A 26,414-nucleotide genomic window follows, 5' to 3' on the forward strand; every position below is an offset into this window, starting at 1 on the left:
TCATTCCCAATTCATTATGTTCGCAATTCTTGCTGCTATTGGAGTCATGTTTGGACTCTCATTGGCACGTGTACCTGTGGTTTTTGCCCTGGTCATTGGTGCTGTTACGGGTGGTTTGTTGGCAGGTCTTGGCCTCCAGGGAACTTTAGACGCATTTAACAATGGTCTGGGCGGTGGCGCTAAAATTGCCTTGGCCTATGGCATCCTGGGTGCCTTTGCTTTGGCCTTGGCACGTTCCGGTTTACCTGACTTGCTGGCCTATAAAATGATTACCACCTTAAAAGGTGAGGCATCAGAAAAGGCACAGAACAAGGTTAAATATCTGATCTTCTGTACCGTCGCATTGGCTGCCGTTTTCTCGCAAAACGTGATTCCGGTGCACATCGCCTTTATTCCGGTTCTGATTCCACCGTTATTATTGGTATTTAACCATCTGAAGCTGGATCGCCGTTTGGTGGCCTGTCTGCTGACCTTTGGTCTGGTGGGAACATATATGTTGGTTCCAGTCGGTTTTGGTGCCATCTTCCTGAATGATATTTTGGGCCATAACATCAATACCTTTGGTAAGCCCTATGGCTTTGAGATTACTTATGACCAGATTCCCGCTGCGATGGCGATTCCGGTCTCAGGTATGTTCGTGGGTTTGCTGGTGGCCATGTTTATCAGCTACCGTAAGCCGCGTCTCTATAAAGATATCCATGTGGAACAGCAGCAAAGTATCTCTGCTGAACTGGGTGTAGAACAAAAATCAGCGAAACCACAAATTGCCAAACTGACCATCTGGATGGCAGCGATCGCGGTGATTGCAACCCTTGTGGTACAGCTCTATTCAGATTCGATGATTCTTGCCGGTCTGGTCGGTGTCGCAATCTTGAGCTGTGCCGGAATCTTTAAATGGAAAGAAGCAGATGATGTGATCATCACCGGTATGCGTATGATGGCCCTGGTTGGCTTTATCATGATTGCCGCGCAAGGTTTTGCTGCCGTGATTGAGGCAACAGGACAGGTTCCTGCGCTGGTTGAAGCGTCGGTTGACTGGATTGGTAATAGCCAGGCACTTGCCGCCTTTTTAATGTTGTTGATTGGTCTGCTGATTACTTTGGGTATCGGTTCATCATTCTCTACCATTCCGATTCTGGCGATTATTTATGTACCGCTCTGTATTCAATTTGGTTTTAGTCCTGCAGCAACTATTGCGATCATTGGGACTGCGGCTGCTTTGGGCGATGCCGGTTCTCCAGCATCAGATTCAACTTTAGGCCCAACATCCGGTCTGAATATGGATGGTCAGCATGACCATATGAAGGATAGTGTGGTTCCAACCTTCATTCATTTTAATATTCCGCTTATCATTTTTGGCTGGATTGCAGCCATGGTTCTGTAAGTCCTTTTTATAATCTGCTCTGATATAAATCGGAGCAGATTTGCCTAGATTTAAAATAAATTATAAGATGTATTTAAAATATATTTTTAAATAAAAAATTAATATAAACCTGATTATTTTACTCTGAATATTATTATATTAACCTGATTAATTTACTGGGTATTTAAAACCAACCAATATAGTCAATTTAAAATAAATATTTAATAATTACATATACTTAAGTAATAAATAAAATTTAGTTTTATAATATCTATTGCATATTAATTTAAGCCATGTTTATTATTAATTAAGAAATATTTTCTTAATAATTATTCTTCCCTTGGGGGTATTTTAAAATGTTAAAGCAAGTAGCTCTAATTGCATTAATGGGTCTTTCAGCATCTGCGATGGCAGGGCAATGGCAAGTGAAAGTGGGGGCTTCTGTATTAGCGCCTACTCAGGAAACTGACCTGATTCCTGGTGTAGTTGAAGATGCTAAAGCAAGTAGCGAACTCAATTTTACTCCTTCAGTCGAATATTTCTTCAATGACAATATTTCAGCCGAATTATTATTGGCTACCCCATTTAAACATGATGTTGAGATGGCGGGTGATGTGAAAATTGCATCATTAAAACATCTACCACCAACGATTACAGCCAAATATAATTTTAAAAATTCAAGCCGCTTTACTCCATATATCGGTGTAGGTGCTACAGTATTCATTCCATGGGATGAAGAATTTAGCCAAACTGCAAAAGACGCATTAGGTGTAGCAAAGCTTGATGCAGATGTTGCTTATGGGGTAGCTGGCCAAGTCGGCTTTAACTTCCAGCCAGCGGATGCAAAAAACTGGGGTGTCTTTGTTGATGCACGTTATGCAGACTTAGATACAGATCTGGAAGCAAAGACTGCTGATGGGACAAAAATTAATTTAGGTGAATTTGGAATCGATCCTTGGGTTTATACGATCGGTTATAGCTATAAATTCTAAGCTCCAATTTTTTGGTTCATTTTTTCCAAAAGCCTCATCCTGCATGGGGCTTTTTTTCAAAATAACAACGATTTATAACGTATTGAAATTGAGCAGATTGGCAATACTCAAATATATTAAAACGAATAAAGTAAATATTAATTGAATACGACTTAATAATAAGGAAGATCAAAGCATGAGTTTTTTGTCGAAGAGTCTTTTGATCTTCAGCACGCTGTTTATTTCACAGAGTTATGCTGCCAGTTTTAATTGTCAGAAAGCGACAACCGCGACTGAGAAAACAATTTGTGAACATCGTTTGCTGAATGATGCTGATGTCAAAATGAGTACCAGCTATAACATCTTGCGCCGTATGGTGCCGATGGGAACACGTTCGGTGATTCAACGCGATCAGGTGAAATGGCTGCAGTTTCGTGACCGTTGCCAGGAATCCATATCCTGCTTGAGTCAGGTTTATAACATGCGTCAGCAGCAGCTGGATCTGCATTTTGATCGTATCTATAAAATGGGGCCTTATTAAGTCTTGTCCATCCCATCAATTAAACTGATAAAAATGAAAGCCATAAAAATATTTTTTGCGAAAAAATTATTTTGATGCTATTGAAAATTATTGAACTCACTCCATTCATATAGGCAACAGTTAACATCTGTATCTAAAATAATAGGAGTGATTCATGAGCGATTTAAGCGTACAAAAACACAGTTTCCAGGCTGAGGTAGCGCAGTTACTGCACCTCGTGACCCATTCGCTTTATTCAAATCCTGAAATTTTCCTGCGTGAATTGATCTCTAATGCTTCAGATGCGTGTGACAAATTACGTTTTGAAGGCATTAATCATCCTGAATATTATGAAAATGATCCTGACCTCCGCGTACGTGTCAGCCTCGATCCAGAAAATAAAACTATTACCATTTCAGATAACGGGATCGGTTTAAGCCAGCAAGAAGCCATTGAAAATCTGGGGACGATTGCTAAATCAGGGACCAAAGACTTTATGTCAAAACTGACGGGTGATCAGAAAGCTGATGCGCAGCTGATTGGCCAGTTTGGTGTCGGTTTCTACTCAGGCTTTATTGTGGCTGACAAGATTACTGTAGAATCACGTCGTGCCGGTACGGATACCTCAGAAGGGGTGCGCTGGATCAGTGGCGGTACTGGTGAATTTGAAGTTGAACAGATCACTAAAGAAGGTCGTGGTACCGATATTATCCTGCATCTGCGTGAAGATGCACTGGATTATCTGCAAAGCTATAAAGTCAAACAGATCATCAATAAATACTCAGATCACATCAGCCTGCCAATCCAGATGCAAAAAGAAGTCTGGCAGGAAGAAGAAGCTGCTGAAGGTGAAACACCAAAAGGCGGTCAATATGTGAAGACCGATGAGTGGGAAGCGATTAACTCGGCCAGCGCACTGTGGACTCGGAATAAATCTGAGATTACTGAAGAGCAATATACCGAATTCTATAAAAACCTAACCCATGATTTTGCTGCACCATTGGCTTGGGCGCACAATCGTGTCGAAGGCAGCACGGAATACACCCAGCTACTTTATATCCCAAGCAAAGCGCCACAGGATATTTTCACTCGTGAAGCCAAGGCCGGCATCAAGCTCTATGTGAAACGTGTCTTCATTATGGATGATGCGGATAACCTGATTCCAAACTATCTGCGCTTTGTACAGGGCGTGGTAGACAGTGCCGATCTGCCATTAAATGTGAGCCGTGAATTGCTGCAGGAAAGCCGTGATGTGAAAACCATCCGTGAAGGTAACACTCGCCGTATTCTGACCACTTTGGATAATCTGGCAAAATCTGAAGATGAAAAAGATCAGGAAAACTTCAAAACTTTCTACCGCGAATTTGGTGCGGTGCTGAAAGAAGGTCTGGGTGAAGATTTCGGTAATCGCGAACGCATCTTGAAACTGCTGCGCTATGCAACTTCGACCAATGATGAGGTGAGCACTTCATTGGCAGACTATAAAGCACGCATGAAAGAAGGCCAGAAAGCGATTTACTACATTACCGCTGAAAGCCTGAATGCTGCGAAAAACTCACCGCAACTGGAAGTATTCAAGAAAAAAGGCATTGAAGTATTGCTGATGTCAGAACGCGTCGATGAATGGGCAATGAACTTCGTGCATGAGTTTGATGGTACCCCATTGCAAAACGTATCTAAGGGTGCAGTCGACCTAGGTGATCTGCAAGATGCAGAAGAGAAAAAAGCACTGGAAGCTGCTGCTGAACAGTTCAAACCTGTGGTTGAAAAGCTGACAGATTCTTTGAAAGACAAAACCAAAGAAGTACGTGTAACGACTCGTCTGGTTGATTCACCAGCCTGTCTGGTCACAGGGGAAGGGGAGCTTTCTCCACAACTGATCCGTATGCTGAAAGATGCAGGTCAGCCTGTACCGGATGTGAAGCCGATTCTGGAGATTAACCCGGAACATCCATTGGTGAAAAAACTGGAAGGTTCTGCCCAGTTTGATGATCTGGCCAATGTGATCTTTGATCAGGCAATGATTGCAGAAGGTGGTCTACCAGAAAATCCGGCTGAGTATGTAAAACGTATTAACAGTCTATTGTTGGGTTAATTTTTATATTTCAAAAATCCCTCTACGGAGGGATTTTTTATGTTCTGAATTTAGCGCTTAAAACTTGGATTCCCCTTTAATGATTTAAAAAAGCGATAGCCAGAATAAAAAAATACCTTTAAGTTTTAAATCTGAAAAATAGATAATATTTTATATATTAATTTATAATAACGATTATTAAGTTTAGAGAATTCTCCCATGAAAAAATCACTGATGATGAGTCTGAGTACAGTCATTCTGATGTCAATGAGCGCAGCCACAATGGCCGATACTGAGTCCAAAAAAGTGACTCGTAGCGATCGTATTAGTTTTCAGGCACCCATGAAAAAAGAAGCGCCAAAAGTAAAACGAATGCAGCGTACCGACCGCGCGGTATGGAATATGCCACAGATGGAACAGCCTTCTTTGCAGCAAAAACGTATGATTCGTAGTGATCGAATTGCCTTTACAACGGTTGAGCACCGCCAATAAAAACTTATTGGATTCAGACATTAAAAAGCCCATATTTTATGGGCTTTTATAGTTTCGGATTTGTTCAAATTTAGAAAATGGCCTCAAGACGTACCATCGCACCCAGATAATGGCTTCGGTCCAGTCGGTCATCATTCAGATAGTTCAGGTCGCCTTGCACAAAGAACCATTCACGTAAGAAAGGCTGTCTCCAGGACACATAAGGTCCCCAGCGATTTAAGCGTAAATCTTTATCATCCAGATAGCCGCCCGTATAGATGCCATAGTTAAAGCGGTTGCCCTGGAAAAATTGATGCTGTCTGAAGGTATAGTTGTCCCAGGTCAAATCGTCTTCCTGCTCATCTGCATAGGTTAAACTTAACTGATTGGAAAAAAAGGCCTCATTGGGACGAGCATGGATCAGTTCCAGGTTGGTCCGCAAATAATTTTCACTCTGCAATCCATAGCGATAAATCTGTTCGGCATGAAAAGAGAAGTCATTCTGCATCGCCCAGTCTTTACTGATTTTGGCCCGTACATAGATATCATCCCCAGAACGTACCCCCAGATCCAGATCGCTATCGAAAGGTAGGCCATTTGAAAATTCTGACCAGCGTAGTGCAAACGAGCTGTTGTTTTCACGGGTACGGCGAATATCCAGATTTTTATCCCGGGCATTGCCAGGATTTTCATTGGTAATTGCGACATTGCTATCCAGTTCGTTATCCAGGCTGTCATCACCAAAGACCAGACTTAACTTTTGTTCCAAGGTTGGAAGCTTGATTTTTCCTCGAATCCTCGGCTTGATTTCATAGTTTTCATATTTGTCCCAGCTATTATCCAGGATGATTCGCAAAGTCGCAGTTGCTGGCTCATCCGGGTTGGTCTGGCCAAACCAGTTATCAATCTTATGTGCGGTGCGGTCTGCCCATTCACGGATTCTTTTCTGCTTTTTGTCAGCCCAAGATTTATCTTCTGTTTCTTCGGTGGTGGGCACCATCGCTTCGTCTGACTGTTCAGGTAAAATCGTAGGCGTGGCATCGATCAAGCGTGGAATCTGATCTAAAATACCTGTACCTGTACCTGTACCTGTACCTGTACCTGTACCTGTACCTGTACCTGTAGGCTGTTCTGTTTCTGCAGGTTCTGTAGGAGATGCTTCTGCCCAAACTGGGCTACTACTTAATCCCACGCCAAGTGATAGCAATAAGATTCGAGTAATTTGGTTTATTCGCATGAGTTGATTCTTGCTCTTATCGTATTTTATTTACTGCGCTAGTTTTCTAAAAAATAAGGAAAAAAAGCAAGGATAAACTACATAACTACATCAATTATTTAATGATTTGTGCCTGAATTGCCATATAAAGATCTAAAACCCGTACCGGCTGTGACAATCCTAAAACAATTTGATGAATTTTTTGCCAATTCAAATCCTTATCACGTTTGAGCATTAAATAAGGATAAGCGATTTCCTGATTGGACAATGCCAGGCGACGTTCTCCATGAATCACCCGAATTTTCTGATGTTCCTGTAGCAATAAAATTGGAGTAGAAAAATCAGCGGGCGCTTCCTCAAAATTGATAAATTTCTTTTGATGAATACATCGAGCCGGAATATAGGCATAGCTTTCCTCAGGCATCCAGACCGTTTCGGCTTGTTGCAGATATATTTCACTGAAAAGATCTATCTGATCAAGACAGGCACCTAAAGCTGCCCATGATATGGATTTTATCTCTATACAACGCCGTCCACGTTGCGTGCCCCAGTGCTGGATACAGGAATTGGCCTGCAAGAGGCTCGGTGCGCCCAAGAGCATCAGATATTTCAGACCTTGCCCTTGCTGATCGGTCTGCATGGAGAGATAAACAGGACGTGCCTGCCAGTGGTCTTCCTCAGCATAATATAGCGCCATTTCCAGATCAGCTGGTTGGGAAGCAGCTGGTTGTAATTCTAGGGCACAGAGGCGCCGTATAGTCGCTCCAGCATGTTCTAATGGATGCAGCAGGGCAGAGAATTCACCTAGTTGTATAGATTCAGGAAAATTAATATTTTCATCTATTATCAAAATAGAGGATGAACTATCCGTATTGTCTATTTCTATAGACAGCTCAGCTGTTTTAGCTTCTTCTGTTTCGCTAGTTGCTCTGTCTAAATCAGGTTTAATTGTTTTAGACAGTTGAGGTGCAGTGATCTTGGTCTGAATCTGCAAACTGCCCTGATGATAACGCGCGATTTCCAGGGTAAGCGTATCGAATTCGGCGTCCTGAACAGATAAAGCCGGAATATTCAGTTGGGGATCGAGAGGAAAATATGTGCCTTGTTGCTGTTGCTGCAAAAGCCAGTTGTGGGAATTTACTAATTCATCCCATTCACTATGTAAAAAATCAGATTGCTCTACGGGACCTAGCCAGATTTGCCAGCCTTGTTGTGGCTGATGCAAAAAGGCCCAGCCTGTTTCTGTATGCGCAGTCAGTGCCTGTTGCAGCCGGACAGTATCCTTAAAATAACCGCGATAACAGTGATGAAACTCGGTGCTCGCCGCAAACTGATGTGCTGCCAGCTCAGGCTGAACACGGGATTTAAAGCTTAAAATCTGATTTTTAAAAACAGGTTCATCACAGAGATGAAAAATATCCTGGAGCCGTTTTTTGGTTCGGGCGGCTTCATATAAACTGAGGGATTTATGTTCTAATTGCTGCCCCAATTCATTTAATTCTTTAATTAACTTTGCTTTTTCTAAAGCATTCATTTTAGCTCTCTAGATATATTTGAGTGCTTTATCCAGTGACTTGGCCATGATCATATTGACTGCAAGTTCTACCAGTTTGTATTCGGTAGAGTTGGGATCTGGATAACGCTCAGCCATTTCAATCAAAAAATCCACAGAAATTGCCTGCGGAGAAATTTTTCCCTGTATTAATGCTTGAAGCTGGTTCATAACAAGAAAGTCTGAAATCCATAAAAGATCAGGTTCTGATTATAAGCATCTGATTGAAAAAATACTTGATTATTTTGAGTATTTTTTAAGCGAATTTGGTAGTTGTTTTTGAATAAAAAGTGAACGAAATCAAAATAAAATAAAAAATAATGAGGTTTTTAATGCTCTTTAAATAGAAGAACAAGTTAAATTTTCGAAGCCCTGAAATAAAAACAGGCTGAATAATTCAGCCTGCTGGGAGATTTTGCTTAAAGACTTAAGCCGCTTTTTCAGTTTCTGCAGTTGCAGTATCTGTAGCTACAGTTTTAACTGGAGCTTTGCTCACAGGGAAATCTGGAAGATAAACCACTTGAGCCATTTGTGCTGAAGCTTGTAGAGAAAAAGCCATCACAGTTGCTGCGCATAAAAATTTAACAGTTTTCATAACATGACCTTTTGATATCTGGATGTTCAAGAGCTTGAACAAGGAAAAAATTAGTCTTAAATCACGTGAAAAATAATATCAAATGGCAATTAATAAAAAATGATCAAATCGGCAAGAAAAGCAACTAAATTTAGATAAAATACTCTATAAAACAATATATTAGAATATTTGCTCTAGATGGTTTTGGATTGTTTTTTATACATTTTTTAGATGTTTTAGAAGCTTTTAAGCAAACATTTATTTGTTGATTATTTAAAACTAGAGATCCAGATTTAAATTTTTTTTAAAGCAGTAAGGGCAGATCAGTATTTGTTCATTCCCTGTAAGTTTTTGCTATTACTTGTTTGCTAGGAGCTGTAGAGAAATTTAAATCGACTAAGATGAATGCTTCTATCTTCACAGAGTGAGTGTTGAATCATGGCAATTGCAAAAGTGGTAGAAGTCAATTCAAGCAGTAGTAAAAGCTTTGAGGATGCAATTCAAAGTGGCATCGCGAAAGTCACAGAAACGATTAAAAATGTTCAAGGTGCCTGGATCAATGAACAGAAAGTCGTGATTAATGACAATAAAATTACCGAATATCGTGTCAATCTAAAGATCAGTTTTCTGGTTGAATAATTCACATCATTCATCAAAAAATCCCCATCTTAAATGGGGATTTTTTGATTTAGTTTTTACTCAGGCTTTGCTGGAACATCACAAGCATCTGTAGAACACTGATCAGCTGCTGGCTGTTGTTGTGGTTCCTCTAAAGCTTTTTCAAGAACTTGTAGAAAGACTTCTTTCGGCTGGGCACCTGCCAAAGCAATGCGTTGATCAAATACAAAGAACGGAACACCGGTAACTTTGAGCTGGTCACGTGCTACTTCCTGGTCAAACTTAACAAAATCCGCAAATTCATCCGAGTCGAGTAAATCATCTACTTCAACCGGGTTCAGGCCAATACGCGCCGCGACATCTTCCAACGTTTCACGTTCACCAATTGGCAGGCCTTGCGTCATATAGCTGTAGAAAAAAGCTTCCTGAGCTTCATTGCCCAAGCCTTTGCTTTGTGCCAGGTGAATGATGCGATGCGCATTCAAGGTATTGCCAGAGTTGGCACCTTCCCAGTTAAATTCAATGCCTTCCTGTTTGGCCATGGCTGCGATATTGCGCTGCATGTCTTCAACTTCTGCCACTGAACGGCCATATTTTTGTGCCAAACGCTCAGAGTTGGAAACTTCCTGACGGACTGGCGCTTCAGGATCTAGCTGAAAACTATGCCAATGGACTTCAAGTTCAATTTCGCTTTCCTTTGCAGCAGCTTCCAGCCGTTTTTTACCAATATAGCAAAAAGGGCAGACCACATCTGACCAAATATCTACGCGCATGTCATGTCTCTAATCTTTGTCTTGTTAGAAGTATGAGGGTGAAGAACTGGAATTTAAAGCCCTGCATCCAGACTAAGTGCAGTTTAATCATTCAAAATATTTAGGAAGTTAAGCTGATTAGATTTTTATAGATGGATTTGTCCTCGTTTATTTATTATTTTTCCCATAAAAAAACGCCCCGTAGGGCGTTTTCTGAAGCGGTCAATTAAGCAGTTTTGACTGCAGCTTCTACTGCAAGCATATGACCATTTTCTTCAAAGTTAGAGTGCCAAGACAATGCTTCACGAAGCAAATGAGGGGTATGGCCACCTTTCGCACATGCACGGTCGAAGTAGTCATTTAATGCATCACGGTACATTGGGTGGGCACAGTTGTCGATGATCGCACGTGCACGCTCACGCGGAGCCAAACCACGAAGATCTGCAAGACCTTGTTCAGTCACAAGGATATCAACATCGTGTTCTGCATGGTCGATATGTGAAGCAAACGGCACTACAGAAGAGATGTCGCCACCTTTCGCGATTGATTTGGTTACGAAGATCGCCAAGTGGGCATTACGCGCGAAGTCACCTGAACCACCAATACCGTTCATCATTTTGGTACCACATACGTGAGTTGAGTTCACGTTACCGTAGATATCGAATTCAAGTGCAGTGTTGATGCCGATAATACCTAAACGGCGTACCAGTTCAGGATGGTTTGAAATTTCCTGTGGACGTAATACAAGTTTGTCTTTGTAGTGCTCAAGGTTGTTAAATACTTTCTCGCCATATTTTGCAGAAAGTGTAATTGAAGAACCTGAAGCAAATTTCATTTTTCCTGCATCGATCAATTCAAAGGTACAGTCTTGTAGTACTTCTGAGTACATGATCAAGTCTTCGAAGTTTGAATCTTTCAGACCCGTCAATACGGCGTTTGCAATGGAACCGATCCCTGCTTGAAGAGGGCCAAGGTTTTTCGGTAAACGCTCTTCAGCTACTTCTTTTTCAAAGAAAGCGATCAAGTGGTTAGCAATTGATTGAGTCTCATCATCTGGTGCAGTTACAGTTGATGGAGAGTCATGCAATTCATTGTTGAATACGATACCCACGATTTTTGAAGGATCAATATTGATTGCATGTGTACCGATACGCTCATCCACTTGAGTCAATGGAATTGCTTGACGTGTTGGACGGTAAGTCGGGATGTAGATGTCGTGCAAGCCTTCAAACGCTGGGCTTAAATTCGTGTTGATTTCAACAATTACTTTTTCAGCAAAAATTGCAAAACTTGCAGAGTTACCTACAGAAGTTGTTGGAATGATGCCGCCATCTTCAGTGATCGCAACCGCTTCAATTACCGCCACATCAGGTTTTTTCAACTGCTGGTTACGCATCTGTTCAACGGTTTCAGACAAATGCTGATCGATGAACATCACTTCACCTTTGTTGATCGCTTTACGTAAAGTGCTATCTACCTGGAATGGTAAACGACGTGCCAATACGCCTGCTTCAGTGAGTTGCTTGTCCAAATCGTTACCGAGTGATGCACCTGTGATCAACGTGATTTTCAGTGGATTTGCTTTTGCGCGTTGTACCAAAGCTAAAGGAACCGCCTTCGCTTCACCAGCGCGAGTAAAGCCACTCATACCCACAGTCATACCATCTTCGATGAATTCAGCAGCTTGTTCAGGGCTGATGACTTTGTTGTGTAGGGAGGCTAAACGGATACGATCTAAAGACATTTCAACTCTCATAAATTCTTAAATAATGATACGGATTGTACCGATCAAAAAATGTATTTTGCATAGGTGTTAGGCTAAGGTCTAATTTTTTAGCTAAATGTAGGTATAATAAAAAATGATGTTTTTTAAATGATTGAATTATTAAAAATTAAAATGAATTGTATAGAAATACTAAAAAGTCGTTTGTTGCTTTTATGATCACTTACTAGAAGTGATCAGTGAGCGTTTGACGAATTTTATCCAAGGTGGTTGGGGCAGCAGGCGTCTCTGAATCCGCTGATTTCAGAGGTAAGGCGATAATGGCTTCCAGACCACCTTCAGGCCGATTCTGGATATGCAGCTCACCTGAGTGAATATCAACAATACGCTTGACAATTGCCAGACCCAGACCACTGCCTTGTACGGTACGCGCAGAATTTCCACGAACAAAGGGTTGCATCAGTGCTTCAATCTGGTCTTCTGGAATCCCTTCACCATGATCGGCCACACTGATCATCAGTTTATGATCCTGCACATAGGCAGCCAGCTCGATCGGTTCGGCACCATAGCGTTTCGAGTTGTTGATCAGATTACCAATCAGACGTTTCAGCGACATGCTGCGTACCTCAACCAGGGGTATCTCTTGAGGTGTAAAGCGAATATCGAGTGGCTTAAACTGCTTGACCAGTTCCTGCAACAGCACATTAACATTGGTTTCTTGCAGTTCTTCATCGGAGCCATCCCGCATATAGGAAATGAACTGGTTCAGAATGGCATCCATATCCTCCACGTCATAAATCAGACCTTCCTTGAGGAAGTCTTCATCCGGCATCATTTCTGCGCTAAGACGGATACGGGTCAACGGTGTACGCAGGTCATGTGAAATCCCCGCGAGCATGATTCGACGATCACGCTCGGTTTGATCCAAGGTATAAATCATCTGGTTAAAGGCATGATTCACCTGACGGATTTCCAGCGGACCATGATTGGTATCCAGATAAGGAGCGGAACCATTTTTACTATAGCTGTTTGCTGCATTCTGCAAGCGGCGTAAAGGGCGGTTCAGCTGACGCACCAGGGTCAGGATAATAATTCCGGCAATGAGTGGCGTACCAAGCAGCCAGCCTAGAATCAGTTCAGGGCTATAGTTGGCATAGGTTTTAAGAGGCTCACGTACCCAGTTGCCATTCATTTCTGGAGTTTGAATCCAGATGCGTGGACTTGGCTTGAACTGAAAATAAACGGTTGCCTGTTCGATTCTTAATTCTTTGGCCAGTTTGGTTTCAATCTGGTTAGTAAAGAATTCGGCAATGACCTTGTCTTTTACATTCGGATATTCAGCCGGATTGGTGACATATTCGATTCCGATCCGGTTTTTGAGCCAGGTATCAATATCGACTTCCTGTTCTTTATGATAAAGACGCAGGTCCGGATTATTGAGAATTTCCAGCTCCATGGCCAGATAACGCGCGTGTTGCTGAATTTCAGGTAAATAAAGTGTGCGCCAGAAAAACCAGATTGACATGAACAGGCTGAAACAGACCACAAAGACCACCAGTACAGTGGTTCGCATTGCTGCAGAGCGCGGTTTGATTTTGTCCAGAAAGCGTTCCCAAGGGGTGCGTTTTTTTTCTGAGTAGCTGACAAAATCGGTAAATTTTTGTGGGTCGATGGGGTCGAGTTTCACTGAGCAATCCTGTGCTATGACTTCAGCAAATTATTATGAGTTGATTAAAAGGCCTTATCACACCGGAGTCAAACCATCTGTAATTTAGATATAGGTTAAAACCTTCGGTTCGACCTACTTTTGTTTCGGCAAAAGTAGGCAAAACCATTTTCATTCGCAAAACTCGTCAAATTGCGGCAAGTAATCAATTTATCGCAGAAACATTAGAGATGAATACCTCCTGCCTCAAACAGTTGCGAATGAATTTGTCACGTAATTAAAAACTAAATTGATAGACGGACGAATATTTTACTTTCTTCTAATAAGAAAATTATTCAGCACCATCTGGAACAAACACATAACCGACACCCCAAACGGTTTGAATATAACGCGCACGGGCAGGGTTTTCTTCAATCAAACGACGTAAGCGTGATACCTGAACGTCAATTGAACGTTCCATCGCACCCCATTCACGGCCACGTGCCAGATTCATCAGTTTGTCACGCGTTAAAGGTTCACGTGGATGCTGAACCAGTGCTTTCAATACCGCAAATTCACCAGTGGTCAGGGTCACTACCTGGCCCTCACGAGTCAGGGTACGTGTCGACAGATCCAGTGACCATGGGCCAAAGGATACCACTTCCATTTGCTGGCTAGGAGCACCTGGAACTTCACGAACTTGACGACGCAAAACTGCACGGATACGTGCCAGTAATTCATTTGGATTAAATGGCTTAGGCAAGTAATCATCTGCACCGGCTTCCAGACCGGCAATACGATCCGAATCGCTGCCACGTGCGGTAAGCATAATAATTGGAATATCAATATTCGACTGGCGTAGGCGACGACAGATGCTGAGGCCGTCTTCTACAGGCAGCATAAAATCGAGCACAATTAGAGAAAACAGTTCCCGCTGTAATAGTCGATCCATCTGGGTAGCATCGTGCGCAGTTTTAACGACGAAGCCTTTATCTTCAAGGAAACGTTGTAACAGGGTACGCAGACGCACATCATCATCGACAACCAGGATGCGCTCGACCCGGTCGGTTTCGGTATGTACAGCATCGGGTTTTTCAGCAGGTACCACTAAACTCATGAGGTGCTCCTTTATTCTTTATTGTCGTCATAAACAAAAAATGAAATATGCTTTGAGTATACGATTCATTACTATTAATTGACTATGCTCTAAAGCATCAAATATTGCAGTTAAAATCAAGACATAGATACCAAATATATACATCTATATGCGAAAAAAATCGTCCCGGAACAAGAATAAAATGCAAAGTTCATGCAAACTTTAGTGGAAAAACTGGAAAACGATCGTATACGGTTATCTGAAGCTTATATAAATTAATAAAAACAATGGTGGATTTTATAGACCTGGTCTTTATAATCATGCCATTTAGTACTTATCCTTGTGGGATCAAACACGATGACTGACTTAGTTCAGCAGTTGGCAAAAGAACTTGCCGTACGTCCAAATCAAGTAGAAGCTGCCATCAAACTGATTGATGAGGGTGCCAGCGTTCCTTTCATTGCACGTTACCGTAAAGAAGTAACGCAGGGCTTAGACGATACGCAACTACGCCAGCTCGATACACGTTTATCGTATTTGCGTGATTTATATGAACGCCGTGAAAAGGTGATCGAATCACTAAAAGAACAAAATAAATTATCTGATGATTTATTGGCACGGGTGAATGCGGCAGAAACTAAAAATGCCCTAGAAGAAATTTACGCACCATACCGTCCAAAACGTACCAGCAAATCGTTTAAAGCCAAAGAAGCCGGTTTAGGTCCGATTGCAGAAAAAATCTTTACTGAAGCCGTGGATCCAGCAGAAGCTTTAGCGGGCTTTAGCCATGAAGATTATCCAGATCAGGAAAGCCAGCTCAATGCGATCCAGCATATCCTGATTGATGACTGGGCACAGAATATTGCGCTGACCACTGAGCTTAAAGCAATGTTTGCTAAAACTGCTGTGCTGAAAAGTCTGGTCGCTAGCGAAGAGAAAAAAGAAGTTGGTAAAAAATTCCGTGATTACTTCGATTTCTCTGAAAATCTGAACAAGGTACCTTCACACCGCTTATTGGCAATGCTACGTGGTCGTCAGGAAAATGTACTGGGCCTTAAAGTAGATGGTGAAGATGATGCACCATTGTCACGTATTGAGACTGAATACAACCTGGATACCATTCAGCCGCAATCTCGTCAGGATTTCCTGAAACAGACTGCAAAACTGTTCTGGCTTGGTAAAGTTCGTCCAACGATCGAACATTCATTATTGACTGAAAAACGTCTGGCTGCTGAAGCTGAAGCAATGCAGGTCTTTGCTGAAAACCTGCGTCATTTACTGCTTTCTGCGCCTGCAGGCGCACGTACGACACTGGGCGTAGATCCTGGTATCCGTACTGGCGTAAAACTGGCAGTGGTGAATGAATCAGGTGATGTATTGGCACATAGCACCATTTATCCATTTGCACCGAAAGATGATAAAGAAGGTTCACAGACTGAATTGGCACGTCTTTGCCGCGAATTCAATGTTGACCTGATTGCAATCGGTAATGGTACGGCAAGCCGTGAAACTGAAGCATTGGTTGCTGAAATGATGGCTGCAAATAGCGACCTGAAATTGACTCGTGTTTCTGTTTCAGAAGCGGGTGCTTCTGTTTACTCAGCATCTGAACTGGCTTCTCAGGAATTGCCTGAACTGGATGTATCGATCCGTGGTGCAGTATCAATTGCGCGCCGTCTGCAAGATCCATTGGCTGAACTGGTGAAAATCGATCCTAAGTCCATTGGTGTAGGTCAGTATCAACATGATGTAAACCAGACCGGTCTGGCAAAAACTCTTGAAGCCGTGGTTGAAGACTGTGTGAACTCGGTCGGTGTGGATGTGAATACTGCATCTGCTGCGATCCTGGGTTATATCGCAGGTCTGAACAAGTCAATCGCGCAGCAAATCGTGGACTTCCGTAAAGAAAATGGCCGTTTTGACAATCGTCAGGATCTGAAAAAAGTGCCACGTCTAGGCGAACGTACTTTTGAACAGGCGGCTGGTTTCTTGCGTATCCAGCAAGGTTCAGAACCACTAGATGCGTCTGCAGTTCACCCTGAGTCTTATCCACTGGTATCTAAAATTGTTGAAGCGAAAGCAACCACTGTAAAAGATATTATTGGTAATACTGAAATCATTCGTCAAGTGAATGCAGAAGAGTTTGTCGATGATAAATTCGGGCTGCCAACCGTTCAGGACGTTTTGGCTGAACTGGAAAAACCTGGCCGTGACCCGCGTCCAGAATTCCGTACCGCAAAATTCCGTGATGATATTACTGAAGTGGCTCAATTGACTGAAGGCATGCAGCTGGAAGGCGTAGTCACCAATGTGACTAACTTCGGTGCTTTCGTGGATGTTGGTGTACATCAGGACGGTTTGGTACATATTTCTGAACTAGCGAATGAATTTGTGGCTGATCCGCATAAAGTGGTAAAACCAGGTCAAATCGTACAAGTTCGTGTACTGAACGTTGATGTGGAACGTAACCGTGTCAATCTGTCGATGCGTCCTGAAGGTTCGGAAGCGCCAGCGAAAGCACCACGTCAACCACGTCGTGACAATGAGCAACGTGGTGAGCGCAAGCCACAAGGCAAACGTCCACAGCATGCGCGTCCGCAAGGTGATCGCCCACATGGCAAGAAACCTCAAGCGGCTAAACCACAAGAAAATAAAATTGGTGGTTTAGGGGCATTGTTATTGCAAGCAGGGATTAAAGGTTCGAAATAATCTTTGAATTTCTACGTTATATTAAAGCCTCCTCTTAAGGGGGCTTTTTAATATTTATGGTAGTTTAATGAAAAAATATAAAAAATACCTTTTGGTTTTACTGGAGATTCTCAATTCTTTATTAATAAAGCAATCGTAGTATCAAGAGGGGTTTATACATTTGCTGAATATTTAGGTGCTTTAATTATTACAGGAGTAGCTACCACAATAAAATCACCAAGTTATTATTCATGGGATTTTTCAAATCATAGTATTATTGAATTAGTTTGCAGTCCTTATTTTTGGGGAGCAATTGGTATTAGTTTAGTATGGTTTGGTCGTTCTAATAAATCTCAAGATTTTGAGAATTTAACTATTAGTAATGAAAACATAAAGTTATCTTTTGAAGAATTGCAAAATGACTATGCTATTAAAGGTGATGAAGCTAAAAAAATATTAGAAATTGAACAAAAGAAGGTAAGAAAGCTAACAGAAGATTTGACGAAAGCTAAACAAGAACATTCTAAACTCTACAGCAATTTTCTACAAAATTGGCTTAAAGCAACTATGATTGCTATGAAAATAGATAATAGTAAATTTAGAGTCACTATATTTGTTTACTCTAACGGAAGTTTTTTTTATTTGAGTCGTTATTCTGCAAATCCCTTATTTGATGATATGCATTCTATTTCTTTTGAAAAAAATAAAGGGGTAATTAGTCAAGCTTGGGAGCATGGAGAATGTATCGATATAGTTGCTTGTCCGATTTATGACCAAAATCCTGATAAATACTTACAATATATGAAAGATAAATATGGTTTTGATGAGGAAAAAGCGCGAAGATTGACAATGAAGTCATGTCAATATATAGCTTTTGCTATTAAAGATCAGATCCAACCTTTAGGTGTTATTGTTTTTGAAACTATAGACAGTAAAAGACCTATTACTACTCAAAAAGTTGGTGTGATTAGGGATTATTGCGCTAAACATCAGGTTCATTTGACTTCATATGTTAAGGAAGGTATTAGATGCGATACTATAGGAATGATGAAGGCAAAAGGTGATCTTGACTCAGTCGATATCGAAGAAGAAATTTTAAAAGAAATAAATGGTGTTGGAGCTGCTCATGAATAGATTAATTGATGTGATAGCTTTCTTTTGTATATCGTATCCTTATCCTTCAGAACTATCGGATGCAAGATTAACCAAAATGGTTTACTTGGCAGATTGGTTTTATTCATTAGCATATGAAGAGCAAATTACACAAATCAATTGGTATTTTAATCACTATGGTCCTTATGTCGATGATATTTACCTATGTGCAAAAAACCATAATGATAAATTTCAAATTTCATATGAACAAACCGCATTCGGTTCTGTAAAGACTGTGATTCAGTTTATTGGTTCTAGAGATGAAATAATTTTGACTACTCAAGTTGAAAAAATTCTTTATTTAGTTATAGAAAAGACTAAATCTATGTATTTTAATGAATTTATTGAATATGTGTATTCCACATATCCAATTAAGTCGAAAGAACGGTATGCATTTTTGGATCTTCCTAAATTAGCAAATCAATACAAAAAAGCTAGGTTCTAAAAGAAAACCTCCCAATTGGGAGGTTTTTTTATTGAATCTTTATGAGTTCACGATTGGAACAATCCAGCTGGTAATAATCAATAAAATACCCAGATGTCCCAGTTTACGTGTCACATAAACCAGTTTAGATGGTGGTTGTTCTAGCTGTTTAGCATACTCTTCCATGGTGATGCCTTGTTTGCCTTTACTGGTATATAAAAACACACCCAAATCCAGACAGATCAGAATGGTGCCAATATCTGCCACCAGTTCCATCAGCTCAAATTGCTGGGTATACAGCGACATGCTAACGCTATAAATCAGATAAAGTCCAAAGGCTATACATGCATATTGCAGGATCACTAAAAATTTCTGCATAAATCTCAACAGTTCAAAAAATTAAGGCAATTATACAAACAATTCGGACAGGCTGTGCCCATTACAGGCTTTGCATCACATCGGCAAAATTCTGCTTCTCGACCAGTTCCAGAAATTCATCTCCCAGGCGCTGACTTTCAGCAATACATTGCTTCCAGAGCTGAATCCGCTGAGCTTGATCCAAACCTTTCAAAGTGAAGTCTTTACGATCCGGTAAACGACCCAAAGGCAAACTTTGCAAATATTCCTGAGAGGGTGAAATTAGCAAAGTTCGTGCCTGATTTTCCGGGCGTGCCGTGCGTTTAAACAGTTTATCGAACCAGCCGGGAGTAATGCTGTCAGTAAAATGCGGATACAGCACGATGCCTTTGCTCTGGAAAGGCAGGTCAATATGATAGTCAATCAGACCGCCATCGCGATAATAACCTTGCGGTGCATCCGGAATATTATTGACTGCTGCCATCACGCCCGGAATAGAGGCAGAAGCCATCAGCCAGGACAAAACACTTTGCTCAGTCAAGGCGTGATAATGTGTAGTAAATCCATCATCGGCAATTTTAAACTGTTCACCCGTATTCGGCTGGCTAATCACACGTTGCATAAAATGGCGACTATGTTTGCGCGCCACAGCGGTAGTTCCGACAATGCCGGCCACAGAGGCGAGTAGGGGGAGCGCCTTGTCACTCTGGAAAATGTGCTGGGCTTTAATCGATAATACCGTCAGATGATAATCTGGATGATTCACTAAATCGGTTTCTTTGCCTTGTACCAGATCCAGCAGCATGCCACGACAAACGTCACTGACCTTCTTACGGGTCATTTTCTTGTGAAAGTATAGATGGGTATACAAGTCGGCAAGACGTTCAGTACCTGCTTTGGCTCCCCATGCCGCGACACTGGCAAAACGCCAGCTACCAATGGATGAGCCGACTAGCGTTCTACGCTGAGGAGCTCGTGGGAAAAACTCGCCAAAAATGGCCTGATCCAGTCCCTGAATACCAATACCTTTGGGTCCACCTGCAGCACCCGGCACAATATCGACCTGTTCGGGTTGCAAACCTTCTTTCAGAATCAGCTCACGAGCCTGATGCCCAGCGCGGATTTTCAGAGCAGGCGCATGTTTTTGTAAAATCTGCATAAAGGTTCAACCCATATTTGACCAATGAGGACATATTTTAAGCATCTGGTCACAAAGCCCAATGGCAAGATATACCCTAAGGTGACTTTGCAGTCATAGGGAAGGAGAAAAATAAAAAAACCTGAACAATGTCAGGTCTTTTAAGCAGGTTATTTCAGTTATTTTGCAATCCGCCAGACTGCGAGTACGCTTGCCAGTACGATCAAAATCACTGACACAAACCATGGTGAAATGATCGCAATCGAAAGCAGAATGGCCATGATGCTGCCAAAAATCCAGCTACGTTTTTGCTGATGTTCCATTTGCAGGCGCATGCTTTGCAATTCATTAAGCTGCTTGGCATGCCAGGCGGACTGGTTTTTCAGACCGTTCAGGCTGTCGATCATCAGGGTCGGTAGGTCCTGCGCGCCCAAAAGCAGATCCGGGATTTTTTGTCCGAGTTCCTTGATATTCTTTTGCGGATTCATCTGGGCTTTGACCCAATCGGTGAGGATGGGTTTCGCCAGACTCCAGATATCCAGCTCAGGATATAAGTCTGTTCCCAGACCTTCTACATGAACCAGCGTTTTCAATAACAACATTAGCTGTGGCGGGATTTCCAGATGGAAACGACGGGCGATGTCCATGACCTGAATCAGAATCCCGGCAAAATCCAGTTCATGCATCGGTTTGGACACCATTGGGCCCACAGTGCGACGCATTTCGCGTGCTAGCGCGTCCTGATCGGTACCTGGTGGAATCCAGCCTGCCTGATGCACAATCTGAATCAGCTGCATGAAGTCGCTGTTCATGACCGCCAGCAGCATACGTGCCACGGTCATCTGGTCATGTTTGGACAGCTCGCCCATAATCGCACAGTCCAGCGCAATAAAGCGCGGATTGGCCGGATTGATAGTTTCGACAAAGACATTGCCTGGATGCATGTCAGCATGGAAGAAGTTATCGCGGAACACCTGAGTAAAGAAAATGGTTAGACCTTTACGTGCCAGATCAGCACGGTCCATACCCAGTTCATCAAAGGTGGCAATATCCGAAATCGGAACACCGGTAATCCGTTCTGCTACCAGCACGTCCTTACTGTCCATATAGACTTCAGGCACATACATCATGCTGGAGCCAGTGAAGTAATGACGCATACGGCGGGTATTATCCGCTTCCAGAGTCAGGTCTAGCTCATTCAGAATGATCTGGCGATAGTCCTGAATAATTTCAGACAAGTGTAGGGCACGCGCTGCTTCCAGACGCTTTTCCAGAAAATCACCCAGCCAGCTTAGAATCTCAAAATCCTGCAAGATCTGTTGACGAATATTCGGGCGGGTCACTTTGACCACTACTTCACGGCCATCATGCAGGGCAGCAGTATGCACCTGTGCAATCGAAGCTGCTGCCAATGGCTGAACATCAAATCGGGCGAATAGAGTATTTACATCCGCTTTTAAGGATTCCTGAATACGCATCTTGGCGACATCATTATCAAAGGGCTTGACCTGATCCTGTAACAGGACCAGTTGTTGTAGCACTTCAGGCGGAATCAGGTCACGACGGGTCGAAAGCAATTGTCCCAGCTTGATCGCTAGCGGTCCCATTTCTTCCAGTGCCAGTTTCAGCTTAAGTGAATTCTTGCGCTCACGGCTGGACCAGGCTGCCGGATGCATACGGATCAAAGATAAAATATGTCGGGCTTTCTCAGGAAGTTCTTCCGCAGGAAACAACGTGTCGAGTCTATAGTGCGCGGCGATGCGCCAAAGTTCGAGTAAACGTGAAACATGCGGAATCATAAAGCGGTGTACCTAGTATTGAGAAGGAATATGAGGTGTAGCAGGAGTAAATGGCTGATCAGTAGAATCGTCAGATTCAATCTGAGCCTGAAGCTGACGGATTTTGGCTTCGACGCGATCTAAATTCTGGTTCAGGATACGGGTATCCTGATTCAGGTCATCCATTTGCCAGCGCGGGGCAAAGAGACCACTATCTTCTTTCAGGGCATCTTCAGCAAAAAATAACTGGCTTTGTAAAGTGCGTTTTAAATGCTTCGGAGCCAGCTGCAACTTGCCAATTTCATGCGCTAGAGCAGGGCCAATCCAGGGACTTAAATGCGCCGCCAGATCAGGTTCAGCCTGCTGCATAATACGCTGGATTTCTTGCAGAAGTTTATAGTCACCTTGCAGCGGAATATTGCCGACTTCATCAGCAAGCAGCAGCTTAAGCAGCTCTACGATATTGCTCACCTGTAGCGTCGCCGTTGCTTCAGGCGTTTGTGCGCTATTGGCTTCATAAGGGCGCTGTTCAAATATCGAAGAGTCTTCAGTATGGCCGGTTGGCGTTGGTTCCAGACGAACCTTGCCCTCATCAAAGAAGACATCGACGGACAGCTGTGGTGAAGCAATGACCACCCGCAGCATTTTGCCAGCCAAAGTATTGAGCTGAATGCGGGTAATCGCATCCAGATCAATCATATGATGAATCAGGCGTTCAACAGCACCGAGGGCGAGAAGTGACCACATATCGGGTACGACCCTTAAAGCTTGAAGCCACGGTGAACGGCAACGATACCACCGGTCAGGTTGTGGTAATCACAGTTCTGGAAGCCAGCATTTTCCATCATGCCTTTTAAAGTACGCTGGTCTGGATGCATACGGATTGATTCAGCCAGGTATTTATAGCTTTCTGAATCATTCGCCACGATTTTACCCATGATTGGTAAAGCGGTGAATGAATACAGGTCATACAGTTTTGAGAATGGCTCGAAGACTGGTTTAGAGAATTCCAGAATCAGTAAACGGCCGCCTGGCTTAAGTACGCGATACATCGCAGCCAGTGCTGCATCTTTATCGGTGACGTTACGCAGACCAAAAGAAATCGTTACCAGATCAAAGCTGTTATCGGCAAATGGTTCTAATGTTTCCGCATTCGCCAGAACGAAATCAACATTGGTACAGCCGGCATCAATCAGACGGTCACGGCCAACATTCAACATGGATTCGTTAATATCAGACAATACCACATGGCCGGTAGGGCCTACTTCACGGCTAAATACTTTAGCCAGGTCACCTGTACCGCCCGCAATATCCAGCACATGCTGGCCACGGCGCACACCTGACATATTAATCGCAAAACGTTTCCATAGACGGTGGATACCGAATGACATCAGGTCATTCATGATGTCGTATTTGCTGGCCACCGAATGGAATACTTCAGCCACTTTCTGGGCTTTTTCGTCACTGCTCACAGTCTTGTAGCCGAAGTGCGTGGTTGGACCGACGTTACCGGTATTGGCACCGCGTGGCAGGTTATATTTAGGGACAGTTCCAGTCACAGGCATATCGGTCAGGCGTTGTTCTAGAGATTGTTGCTGACCTTGTGGAGCGCCTTGCGGAAGCGGAGTGGTTAAGAATGGGCTCACTTTGTCTGTCTGTTGTGCCGACTCGGGTGTAGGGGTAGGCGTTTGATTTTCATTCGACATTGGAGTCACTCCTAACATATCAATCGGGTTAATCTTGCATTGCCTGCATAATGACAGATTCTTGGATGTTATTCAGCAATCATGATGCAATTGTTATGAATAATATACAGAAAAATAGGAATATGGGCGGAAATCTTCACTGCCAGTGATCGAATAATTCATATGATTTATCACTGGCGATGGCCTGCCATAAAAACCTGAAAATATCAGGATCAGGCAGGACCATAAACTTTCCTCATTGGGCATGGGAAAGGCATCTATTATTGAAATGGCGTTGGATCGCCTGAATGCACCTTATCAATAATGCCGCGTTCAATCGCAGTAAAGTCATGTACGAATTTTTCTGCCGATTTTAACGGTTTCATGGCCTGGAAACCGTCCTGCATAAACTCATACATCACCTGAAAATGATATTTATTGGCTGCGCCTTTACACATCTTGAAGGCGGTATAAACCACAAAGGAACGCATATATTTATCCAGGCTGACACCCAGCTGATCCAGCAATGCCAGCTGTTTCAAGCGCGCCTCACCCTGATCCAGTTTCAGATAGGTCACACGCATCATTTCATCGGTCAATGGTGCGTTGGCAGGATAATCCTCTAAAAGCTGGATTGCGACCTGTTCATCCAGTTGTACCGCCAGAATCGCCAGTTCTACGCCTGAGGTTCCGGTTTTTAGGGCATTTTCCGGAATCATTTTTTCTGCCTTGTGCGCATATTTCATCAGTCGTGCAATCTGCTCGGCCAGTGCGTCGAAGTCCGGGCCGCCGTAGAGCCGGTTCAGGAAATATTCGGCCATCAGCTGGTTATTTTTTTCAGAAAAATGCTGATGATGGCTACGCTGCATCCGTGCCTTTTGCCATGCCTGCACATCCTGTAAACGGCTTAAAATTTCAGGCTGAGTATGATATTTCAGCTGATAATACTGTTCTAAGAGTTCATCTAATCGGGCAAGTTTGGACATGTATTTTCAAATATGATTTTTCGATCTCAGAATCTTAGAGGGTGTGGCGCAATCTCGCTATGACAAATTGATCAATGATTCCTTATTTGAATGTCAATTTGCTGTTTAAACAGACAATCTAATCGTGTGAAAAACGTTGCTAACGCTATTTTTGCGTTCAGACTCCTCGCTATACTGCCCACAAGAATAAAAGATGAGGGATCTCCATGCGTACAGAAGAACAAATTTTCCAGTTAATGGATGAAGACGAGCTATCCCTTGCGCTGATCAATGCCCAGTATGATCTGAGAAAAACCCAAGGTCAGAAAAATGGCAAAAGCCTAATTGTTCTGGTCAATGGAATTGAGCTGGCAGGTAAGGGCGAAGCGGTCAAACAGTTACGTGAATGGGTAGATCCCCGTTATTTGCAGGTGAAGGCCGATCAGCCGCAAGTATTAGGAGAAAAACAGACCTTCTGGCAACCTTATACACGGTTTATTCCTGCCCAAGGCCAGATCATGGTCTTGTTTGGTAACTGGTACAGCGATCTGCTCAGAACCACCATGCAGACTGGTGCCATTGATGATGCCCAGTTTGATGCCTATCTGGAAGATATGCGTGTCTTTGAGCAGGATCTAAAAAATAACTATGTTGATGTGGTCAAGGTCTGGTTCGACTTACCTTGGAAAACGCTACAAAAACGCCTGGATCAGATGGATCCGAGTGAAATGCAATGGCACAAACTGCATGGGCTGGACTGGCGCGACAAAAAAAAGTACGACACCGTGCAACGTTTGCGAGAGCGGTTTACTAAAGACGAAGACTGGCTGATCATTGACGGGGAAGATGAAAAACAGCGTGACCAGCAGTTTGCACAGTATATTTTGCAGGCGCTAAAACATTGTCCCAATCATCCGGTTCGGGCCAAAGGACGATGGAAACAGGCCAAAATTCCAGAATTATTGCAGCATCCTTCGCAAGAACTTGCCAAGACAGAGGACTATAAAGCGGAACTGAAAAAACTGTCTCCTCAGGTGGCCAAGGCGCTGCGCTCAGACCCACGTAATGTGATTTTGCTGTTTGAAGGGATGGATGCAGCAGGCAAGGGCGGAGCAATCAAGCGGATTGTGAAAAAGCTGGATCCACGTGAATATGAAATCCAGACCATCGGGGCGCCGGAAAAATATGAACTGAATCGACCTTATTTATGGCGTTTCTGGAACAAGCTGCAAACTGATGATGATATCTGTATTTTTGACCGCTCCTGGTATGGTCGGGTGCTGGTAGAACGGGTAGAAGGCTTTGCCAGCCCGGCAGAATGGCAGCGGGCCTATGATGAAATTAACCGATTTGAACAGAGCCTGATTAACCATCAAACCGTAATTATTAAATTCTGGCTGGCGATTTCCCAGGAAGAGCAGGCGGCCCGTTTCAAGGCGCGTGAAGATACCCCACATAAGCGCTTTAAAATCACCGATGAGGACTGGCGTAACCGGGAACGTTGGGATGATTATTTAAAAGCGGCCGCCGACATGTTTGAACGTACGTCGACAGAACAGGCACCATGGCACATTATCGCCACTGATGATAAAAACACCGCTCGGGTCGAAATTTTAAAAACAATTTTAAAGCAGCTTCAGGCAGATTAATCT

At 42.9% G+C, this 26,414-nt stretch carries 24 protein-coding genes; 10 read left to right on the forward strand and 14 right to left on the reverse strand.

All coding sequences use genetic code 11. From position 1 onward, the window contains the following. Positions 1-16: 16 nt before the first annotated feature. From FTV18_RS08585 to FTV18_RS08605, 5 genes are all read left to right on the forward strand, one after another. Positions 17-1,384 carry a Na+/H+ antiporter family protein gene (locus FTV18_RS08585; protein ID WP_159123440.1) on the forward strand — a complete coding sequence of 456 codons (1,368 nt, stop codon included), beginning with the start codon at positions 17-19 and terminating at the stop codon, positions 1,382-1,384. A 335-nt stretch (positions 1,385-1,719) separates the two neighbouring features. Next, positions 1,720-2,355 (forward strand): OmpW family protein, encoded by a 636-nt coding sequence (locus tag FTV18_RS08590; protein ID WP_034706934.1) that lies wholly within the window; start codon positions 1,720-1,722, stop codon positions 2,353-2,355. A gap of 175 nt (positions 2,356-2,530) precedes the next feature. Next, on the forward strand, positions 2,531-2,875 hold the full coding sequence (locus tag FTV18_RS08595) for a lysozyme inhibitor LprI family protein (RefSeq protein WP_166134767.1): 345 nt from the start codon (positions 2,531-2,533) through the stop codon (positions 2,873-2,875). A gap of 154 nt (positions 2,876-3,029) precedes the next feature. Beyond that, positions 3,030-4,949 (forward strand): molecular chaperone HtpG, encoded by a 1,920-nt coding sequence (gene htpG, locus FTV18_RS08600; RefSeq protein WP_005232515.1) that lies wholly within the window; start codon positions 3,030-3,032, stop codon positions 4,947-4,949. Between the two features lie 198 nt (positions 4,950-5,147). Then, positions 5,148-5,420: a hypothetical protein gene (locus FTV18_RS08605; protein ID WP_159123438.1), complete on the forward strand. Its 273-nt coding sequence runs from the start codon at positions 5,148-5,150 to the stop codon at positions 5,418-5,420. A gap of 70 nt (positions 5,421-5,490) precedes the next feature. On the opposite strand, the gene FTV18_RS08610 is transcribed toward FTV18_RS08605, so the two are convergent. From FTV18_RS08610 to FTV18_RS08625, 4 genes are all read right to left on the reverse strand, one after another. Continuing rightward, entirely contained in the window at positions 5,491-6,636 is a 1,146-nt protein-coding gene (locus FTV18_RS08610) for a hypothetical protein (protein WP_180017487.1), read from the reverse strand. Positions 6,637-6,730: 94 nt separating this feature from the next. Then, a complete protein-coding gene (locus FTV18_RS08615; RefSeq protein WP_180017485.1) occupies positions 6,731-8,149 on the reverse strand; it encodes a hypothetical protein in 1,419 nt (472 codons plus the stop codon). A 9-nt stretch (positions 8,150-8,158) separates the two neighbouring features. Then, the gene (locus tag FTV18_RS08620; RefSeq protein ID WP_004781696.1) at positions 8,159-8,338 is read right to left on the reverse strand and encodes a hypothetical protein; all 180 of its coding nucleotides are present in this window, start codon (positions 8,336-8,338) and stop codon (positions 8,159-8,161) included. Between the two features lie 256 nt (positions 8,339-8,594). Further along, positions 8,595-8,762, reverse strand: coding sequence for a hypothetical protein (locus FTV18_RS08625; protein WP_166134776.1), 168 nt, complete (start codon positions 8,760-8,762; stop codon positions 8,595-8,597). Between the two features lie 417 nt (positions 8,763-9,179). On the opposite strand from FTV18_RS08625, the gene FTV18_RS08630 reads away from it, so the two are divergent. Further along, positions 9,180-9,380 carry a dodecin family protein gene (locus FTV18_RS08630; RefSeq protein WP_179991974.1) on the forward strand — a complete coding sequence of 67 codons (201 nt, stop codon included), beginning with the start codon at positions 9,180-9,182 and terminating at the stop codon, positions 9,378-9,380. Between the two features lie 56 nt (positions 9,381-9,436). Here FTV18_RS08630 and FTV18_RS08635 read toward each other — a convergent pair whose 3' ends face one another. The 4 genes from FTV18_RS08635 to ompR all read right to left on the reverse strand — a co-directional run bounded on the left by FTV18_RS08635 (position 9,437) and on the right by ompR (position 14,596). Further along, complete coding sequence (locus tag FTV18_RS08635; protein WP_180017483.1) at positions 9,437-10,132, reverse strand: DsbA family oxidoreductase; 696 nt, start codon at positions 10,130-10,132, stop codon at positions 9,437-9,439. Between the two features lie 205 nt (positions 10,133-10,337). Then, complete coding sequence (locus tag FTV18_RS08640) at positions 10,338-11,855, reverse strand: acetyl-CoA hydrolase/transferase family protein (RefSeq protein ID WP_159123434.1); 1,518 nt, start codon at positions 11,853-11,855, stop codon at positions 10,338-10,340. Positions 11,856-12,060: 205 nt separating this feature from the next. Beyond that, positions 12,061-13,521: an ATP-binding protein gene (locus tag FTV18_RS08645; RefSeq protein ID WP_180017481.1), complete on the reverse strand. Its 1,461-nt coding sequence runs from the start codon at positions 13,519-13,521 to the stop codon at positions 12,061-12,063. Positions 13,522-13,831: 310 nt separating this feature from the next. After that, the gene (gene ompR, locus FTV18_RS08650) at positions 13,832-14,596 is read right to left on the reverse strand and encodes a two-component system response regulator OmpR (RefSeq protein ID WP_004781707.1); all 765 of its coding nucleotides are present in this window, start codon (positions 14,594-14,596) and stop codon (positions 13,832-13,834) included. A gap of 336 nt (positions 14,597-14,932) precedes the next feature. On the opposite strand from ompR, the gene FTV18_RS08655 reads away from it, so the two are divergent. From FTV18_RS08655 to FTV18_RS08665, 3 genes are all read left to right on the forward strand, one after another. Next, complete coding sequence (locus FTV18_RS08655) at positions 14,933-17,284, forward strand: Tex family protein (protein WP_180017479.1); 2,352 nt, start codon at positions 14,933-14,935, stop codon at positions 17,282-17,284. A gap of 390 nt (positions 17,285-17,674) precedes the next feature. Next, a complete protein-coding gene (locus FTV18_RS08660; protein ID WP_180017478.1) occupies positions 17,675-18,397 on the forward strand; it encodes a hypothetical protein in 723 nt (240 codons plus the stop codon). Then, positions 18,390-18,860: a Panacea domain-containing protein gene (locus FTV18_RS08665; protein ID WP_075167849.1), complete on the forward strand. Its 471-nt coding sequence runs from the start codon at positions 18,390-18,392 to the stop codon at positions 18,858-18,860. The genes FTV18_RS08660 and FTV18_RS08665 overlap by 8 nt, the downstream gene beginning before the upstream one ends. Positions 18,861-18,899: 39 nt before the next feature. Here FTV18_RS08665 and FTV18_RS08670 read toward each other — a convergent pair whose 3' ends face one another. The 6 genes from FTV18_RS08670 to FTV18_RS08695 all read right to left on the reverse strand — a co-directional run bounded on the left by FTV18_RS08670 (position 18,900) and on the right by FTV18_RS08695 (position 24,783). Further along, positions 18,900-19,217 carry a hypothetical protein gene (locus FTV18_RS08670; protein WP_159123431.1) on the reverse strand — a complete coding sequence of 106 codons (318 nt, stop codon included), beginning with the start codon at positions 19,215-19,217 and terminating at the stop codon, positions 18,900-18,902. Between the two features lie 61 nt (positions 19,218-19,278). Beyond that, a complete protein-coding gene (locus FTV18_RS08675; RefSeq protein ID WP_180017475.1) occupies positions 19,279-20,355 on the reverse strand; it encodes a patatin-like phospholipase family protein in 1,077 nt (358 codons plus the stop codon). Positions 20,356-20,513: 158 nt separating this feature from the next. Further along, entirely contained in the window at positions 20,514-22,133 is a 1,620-nt protein-coding gene (locus FTV18_RS08680) for an AarF/ABC1/UbiB kinase family protein (RefSeq protein WP_166134791.1), read from the reverse strand. A 12-nt stretch (positions 22,134-22,145) separates the two neighbouring features. Next, a complete protein-coding gene (locus FTV18_RS08685) occupies positions 22,146-22,859 on the reverse strand; it encodes an SCP2 domain-containing protein (RefSeq protein ID WP_180017473.1) in 714 nt (237 codons plus the stop codon). 14 nt (positions 22,860-22,873) lie between these two features. Next, the gene (gene ubiE / locus FTV18_RS08690; protein WP_180017471.1) at positions 22,874-23,818 is read right to left on the reverse strand and encodes a bifunctional demethylmenaquinone methyltransferase/2-methoxy-6-polyprenyl-1,4-benzoquinol methylase UbiE; all 945 of its coding nucleotides are present in this window, start codon (positions 23,816-23,818) and stop codon (positions 22,874-22,876) included. Positions 23,819-24,078: 260 nt separating this feature from the next. Beyond that, positions 24,079-24,783 (reverse strand): hypothetical protein, encoded by a 705-nt coding sequence (locus FTV18_RS08695; protein ID WP_104426682.1) that lies wholly within the window; start codon positions 24,781-24,783, stop codon positions 24,079-24,081. A 206-nt stretch (positions 24,784-24,989) separates the two neighbouring features. Between FTV18_RS08695 and FTV18_RS08700 the strand changes: the two genes are divergently transcribed. After that, on the forward strand, positions 24,990-26,411 hold the full coding sequence (locus FTV18_RS08700; RefSeq protein ID WP_180017469.1) for a phosphate--AMP phosphotransferase: 1,422 nt from the start codon (positions 24,990-24,992) through the stop codon (positions 26,409-26,411). Positions 26,412-26,414: the final 3 nt, after the last annotated feature.

It is taken from the genome of Acinetobacter sp. YH12241 (assembly GCF_013417535.1).
In the GTDB taxonomy this organism is placed as follows: Bacteria; Pseudomonadota; Gammaproteobacteria; order Pseudomonadales; family Moraxellaceae; genus Acinetobacter.

Bases quoted from the DNA above. Each gene is read 5' to 3' on its own strand.
- FTV18_RS08610 (WP_180017487.1), bottom strand. From the start codon at position 6,636: ATGCGAATAAACCAAATTACTCGAATCTTATTGCTATCACTTGGCGTG.
- FTV18_RS08670 (WP_159123431.1), bottom strand. From the start codon at position 19,217: ATGCAGAAATTTTTAGTGATCCTGCAATATGCATGTATAGCCTTTGGA.
- FTV18_RS08595 (WP_166134767.1), top strand. From the start codon at position 2,531: ATGAGTTTTTTGTCGAAGAGTCTTTTGATCTTCAGCACGCTGTTTATT.
- FTV18_RS08680 (WP_166134791.1), bottom strand. From the start codon at position 22,133: ATGATTCCGCATGTTTCACGTTTACTCGAACTTTGGCGCATCGCCGCG.
- FTV18_RS08625 (WP_166134776.1), bottom strand. From the start codon at position 8,762: ATGAAAACTGTTAAATTTTTATGCGCAGCAACTGTGATGGCTTTTTCT.
- FTV18_RS08655 (WP_180017479.1), top strand. From the start codon at position 14,933: ATGACTGACTTAGTTCAGCAGTTGGCAAAAGAACTTGCCGTACGTCCA.
- ubiE (WP_180017471.1), bottom strand. From the start codon at position 23,818: ATGTCGAATGAAAATCAAACGCCTACCCCTACACCCGAGTCGGCACAA.
- FTV18_RS08640 (WP_159123434.1), bottom strand. From the start codon at position 11,855: ATGTCTTTAGATCGTATCCGTTTAGCCTCCCTACACAACAAAGTCATC.
- FTV18_RS08685 (WP_180017473.1), bottom strand. From the start codon at position 22,859: ATGTGGTCACTTCTCGCCCTCGGTGCTGTTGAACGCCTGATTCATCAT.
- FTV18_RS08635 (WP_180017483.1), bottom strand. From the start codon at position 10,132: ATGCGCGTAGATATTTGGTCAGATGTGGTCTGCCCTTTTTGCTATATT.
- FTV18_RS08665 (WP_075167849.1), top strand. From the start codon at position 18,390: ATGAATAGATTAATTGATGTGATAGCTTTCTTTTGTATATCGTATCCT.
- FTV18_RS08675 (WP_180017475.1), bottom strand. From the start codon at position 20,355: ATGCAGATTTTACAAAAACATGCGCCTGCTCTGAAAATCCGCGCTGGG.
- FTV18_RS08695 (WP_104426682.1), bottom strand. From the start codon at position 24,783: ATGTCCAAACTTGCCCGATTAGATGAACTCTTAGAACAGTATTATCAG.
- FTV18_RS08585 (WP_159123440.1), top strand. From the start codon at position 17: ATGTTCGCAATTCTTGCTGCTATTGGAGTCATGTTTGGACTCTCATTG.
- FTV18_RS08630 (WP_179991974.1), top strand. From the start codon at position 9,180: ATGGCAATTGCAAAAGTGGTAGAAGTCAATTCAAGCAGTAGTAAAAGC.
- FTV18_RS08590 (WP_034706934.1), top strand. From the start codon at position 1,720: ATGTTAAAGCAAGTAGCTCTAATTGCATTAATGGGTCTTTCAGCATCT.
- FTV18_RS08615 (WP_180017485.1), bottom strand. From the start codon at position 8,149: ATGAATGCTTTAGAAAAAGCAAAGTTAATTAAAGAATTAAATGAATTG.
- FTV18_RS08620 (WP_004781696.1), bottom strand. From the start codon at position 8,338: ATGAACCAGCTTCAAGCATTAATACAGGGAAAAATTTCTCCGCAGGCA.
- FTV18_RS08605 (WP_159123438.1), top strand. From the start codon at position 5,148: ATGAAAAAATCACTGATGATGAGTCTGAGTACAGTCATTCTGATGTCA.
- FTV18_RS08700 (WP_180017469.1), top strand. From the start codon at position 24,990: ATGCGTACAGAAGAACAAATTTTCCAGTTAATGGATGAAGACGAGCTA.
- htpG (WP_005232515.1), top strand. From the start codon at position 3,030: ATGAGCGATTTAAGCGTACAAAAACACAGTTTCCAGGCTGAGGTAGCG.
- ompR (WP_004781707.1), bottom strand. From the start codon at position 14,596: ATGAGTTTAGTGGTACCTGCTGAAAAACCCGATGCTGTACATACCGAA.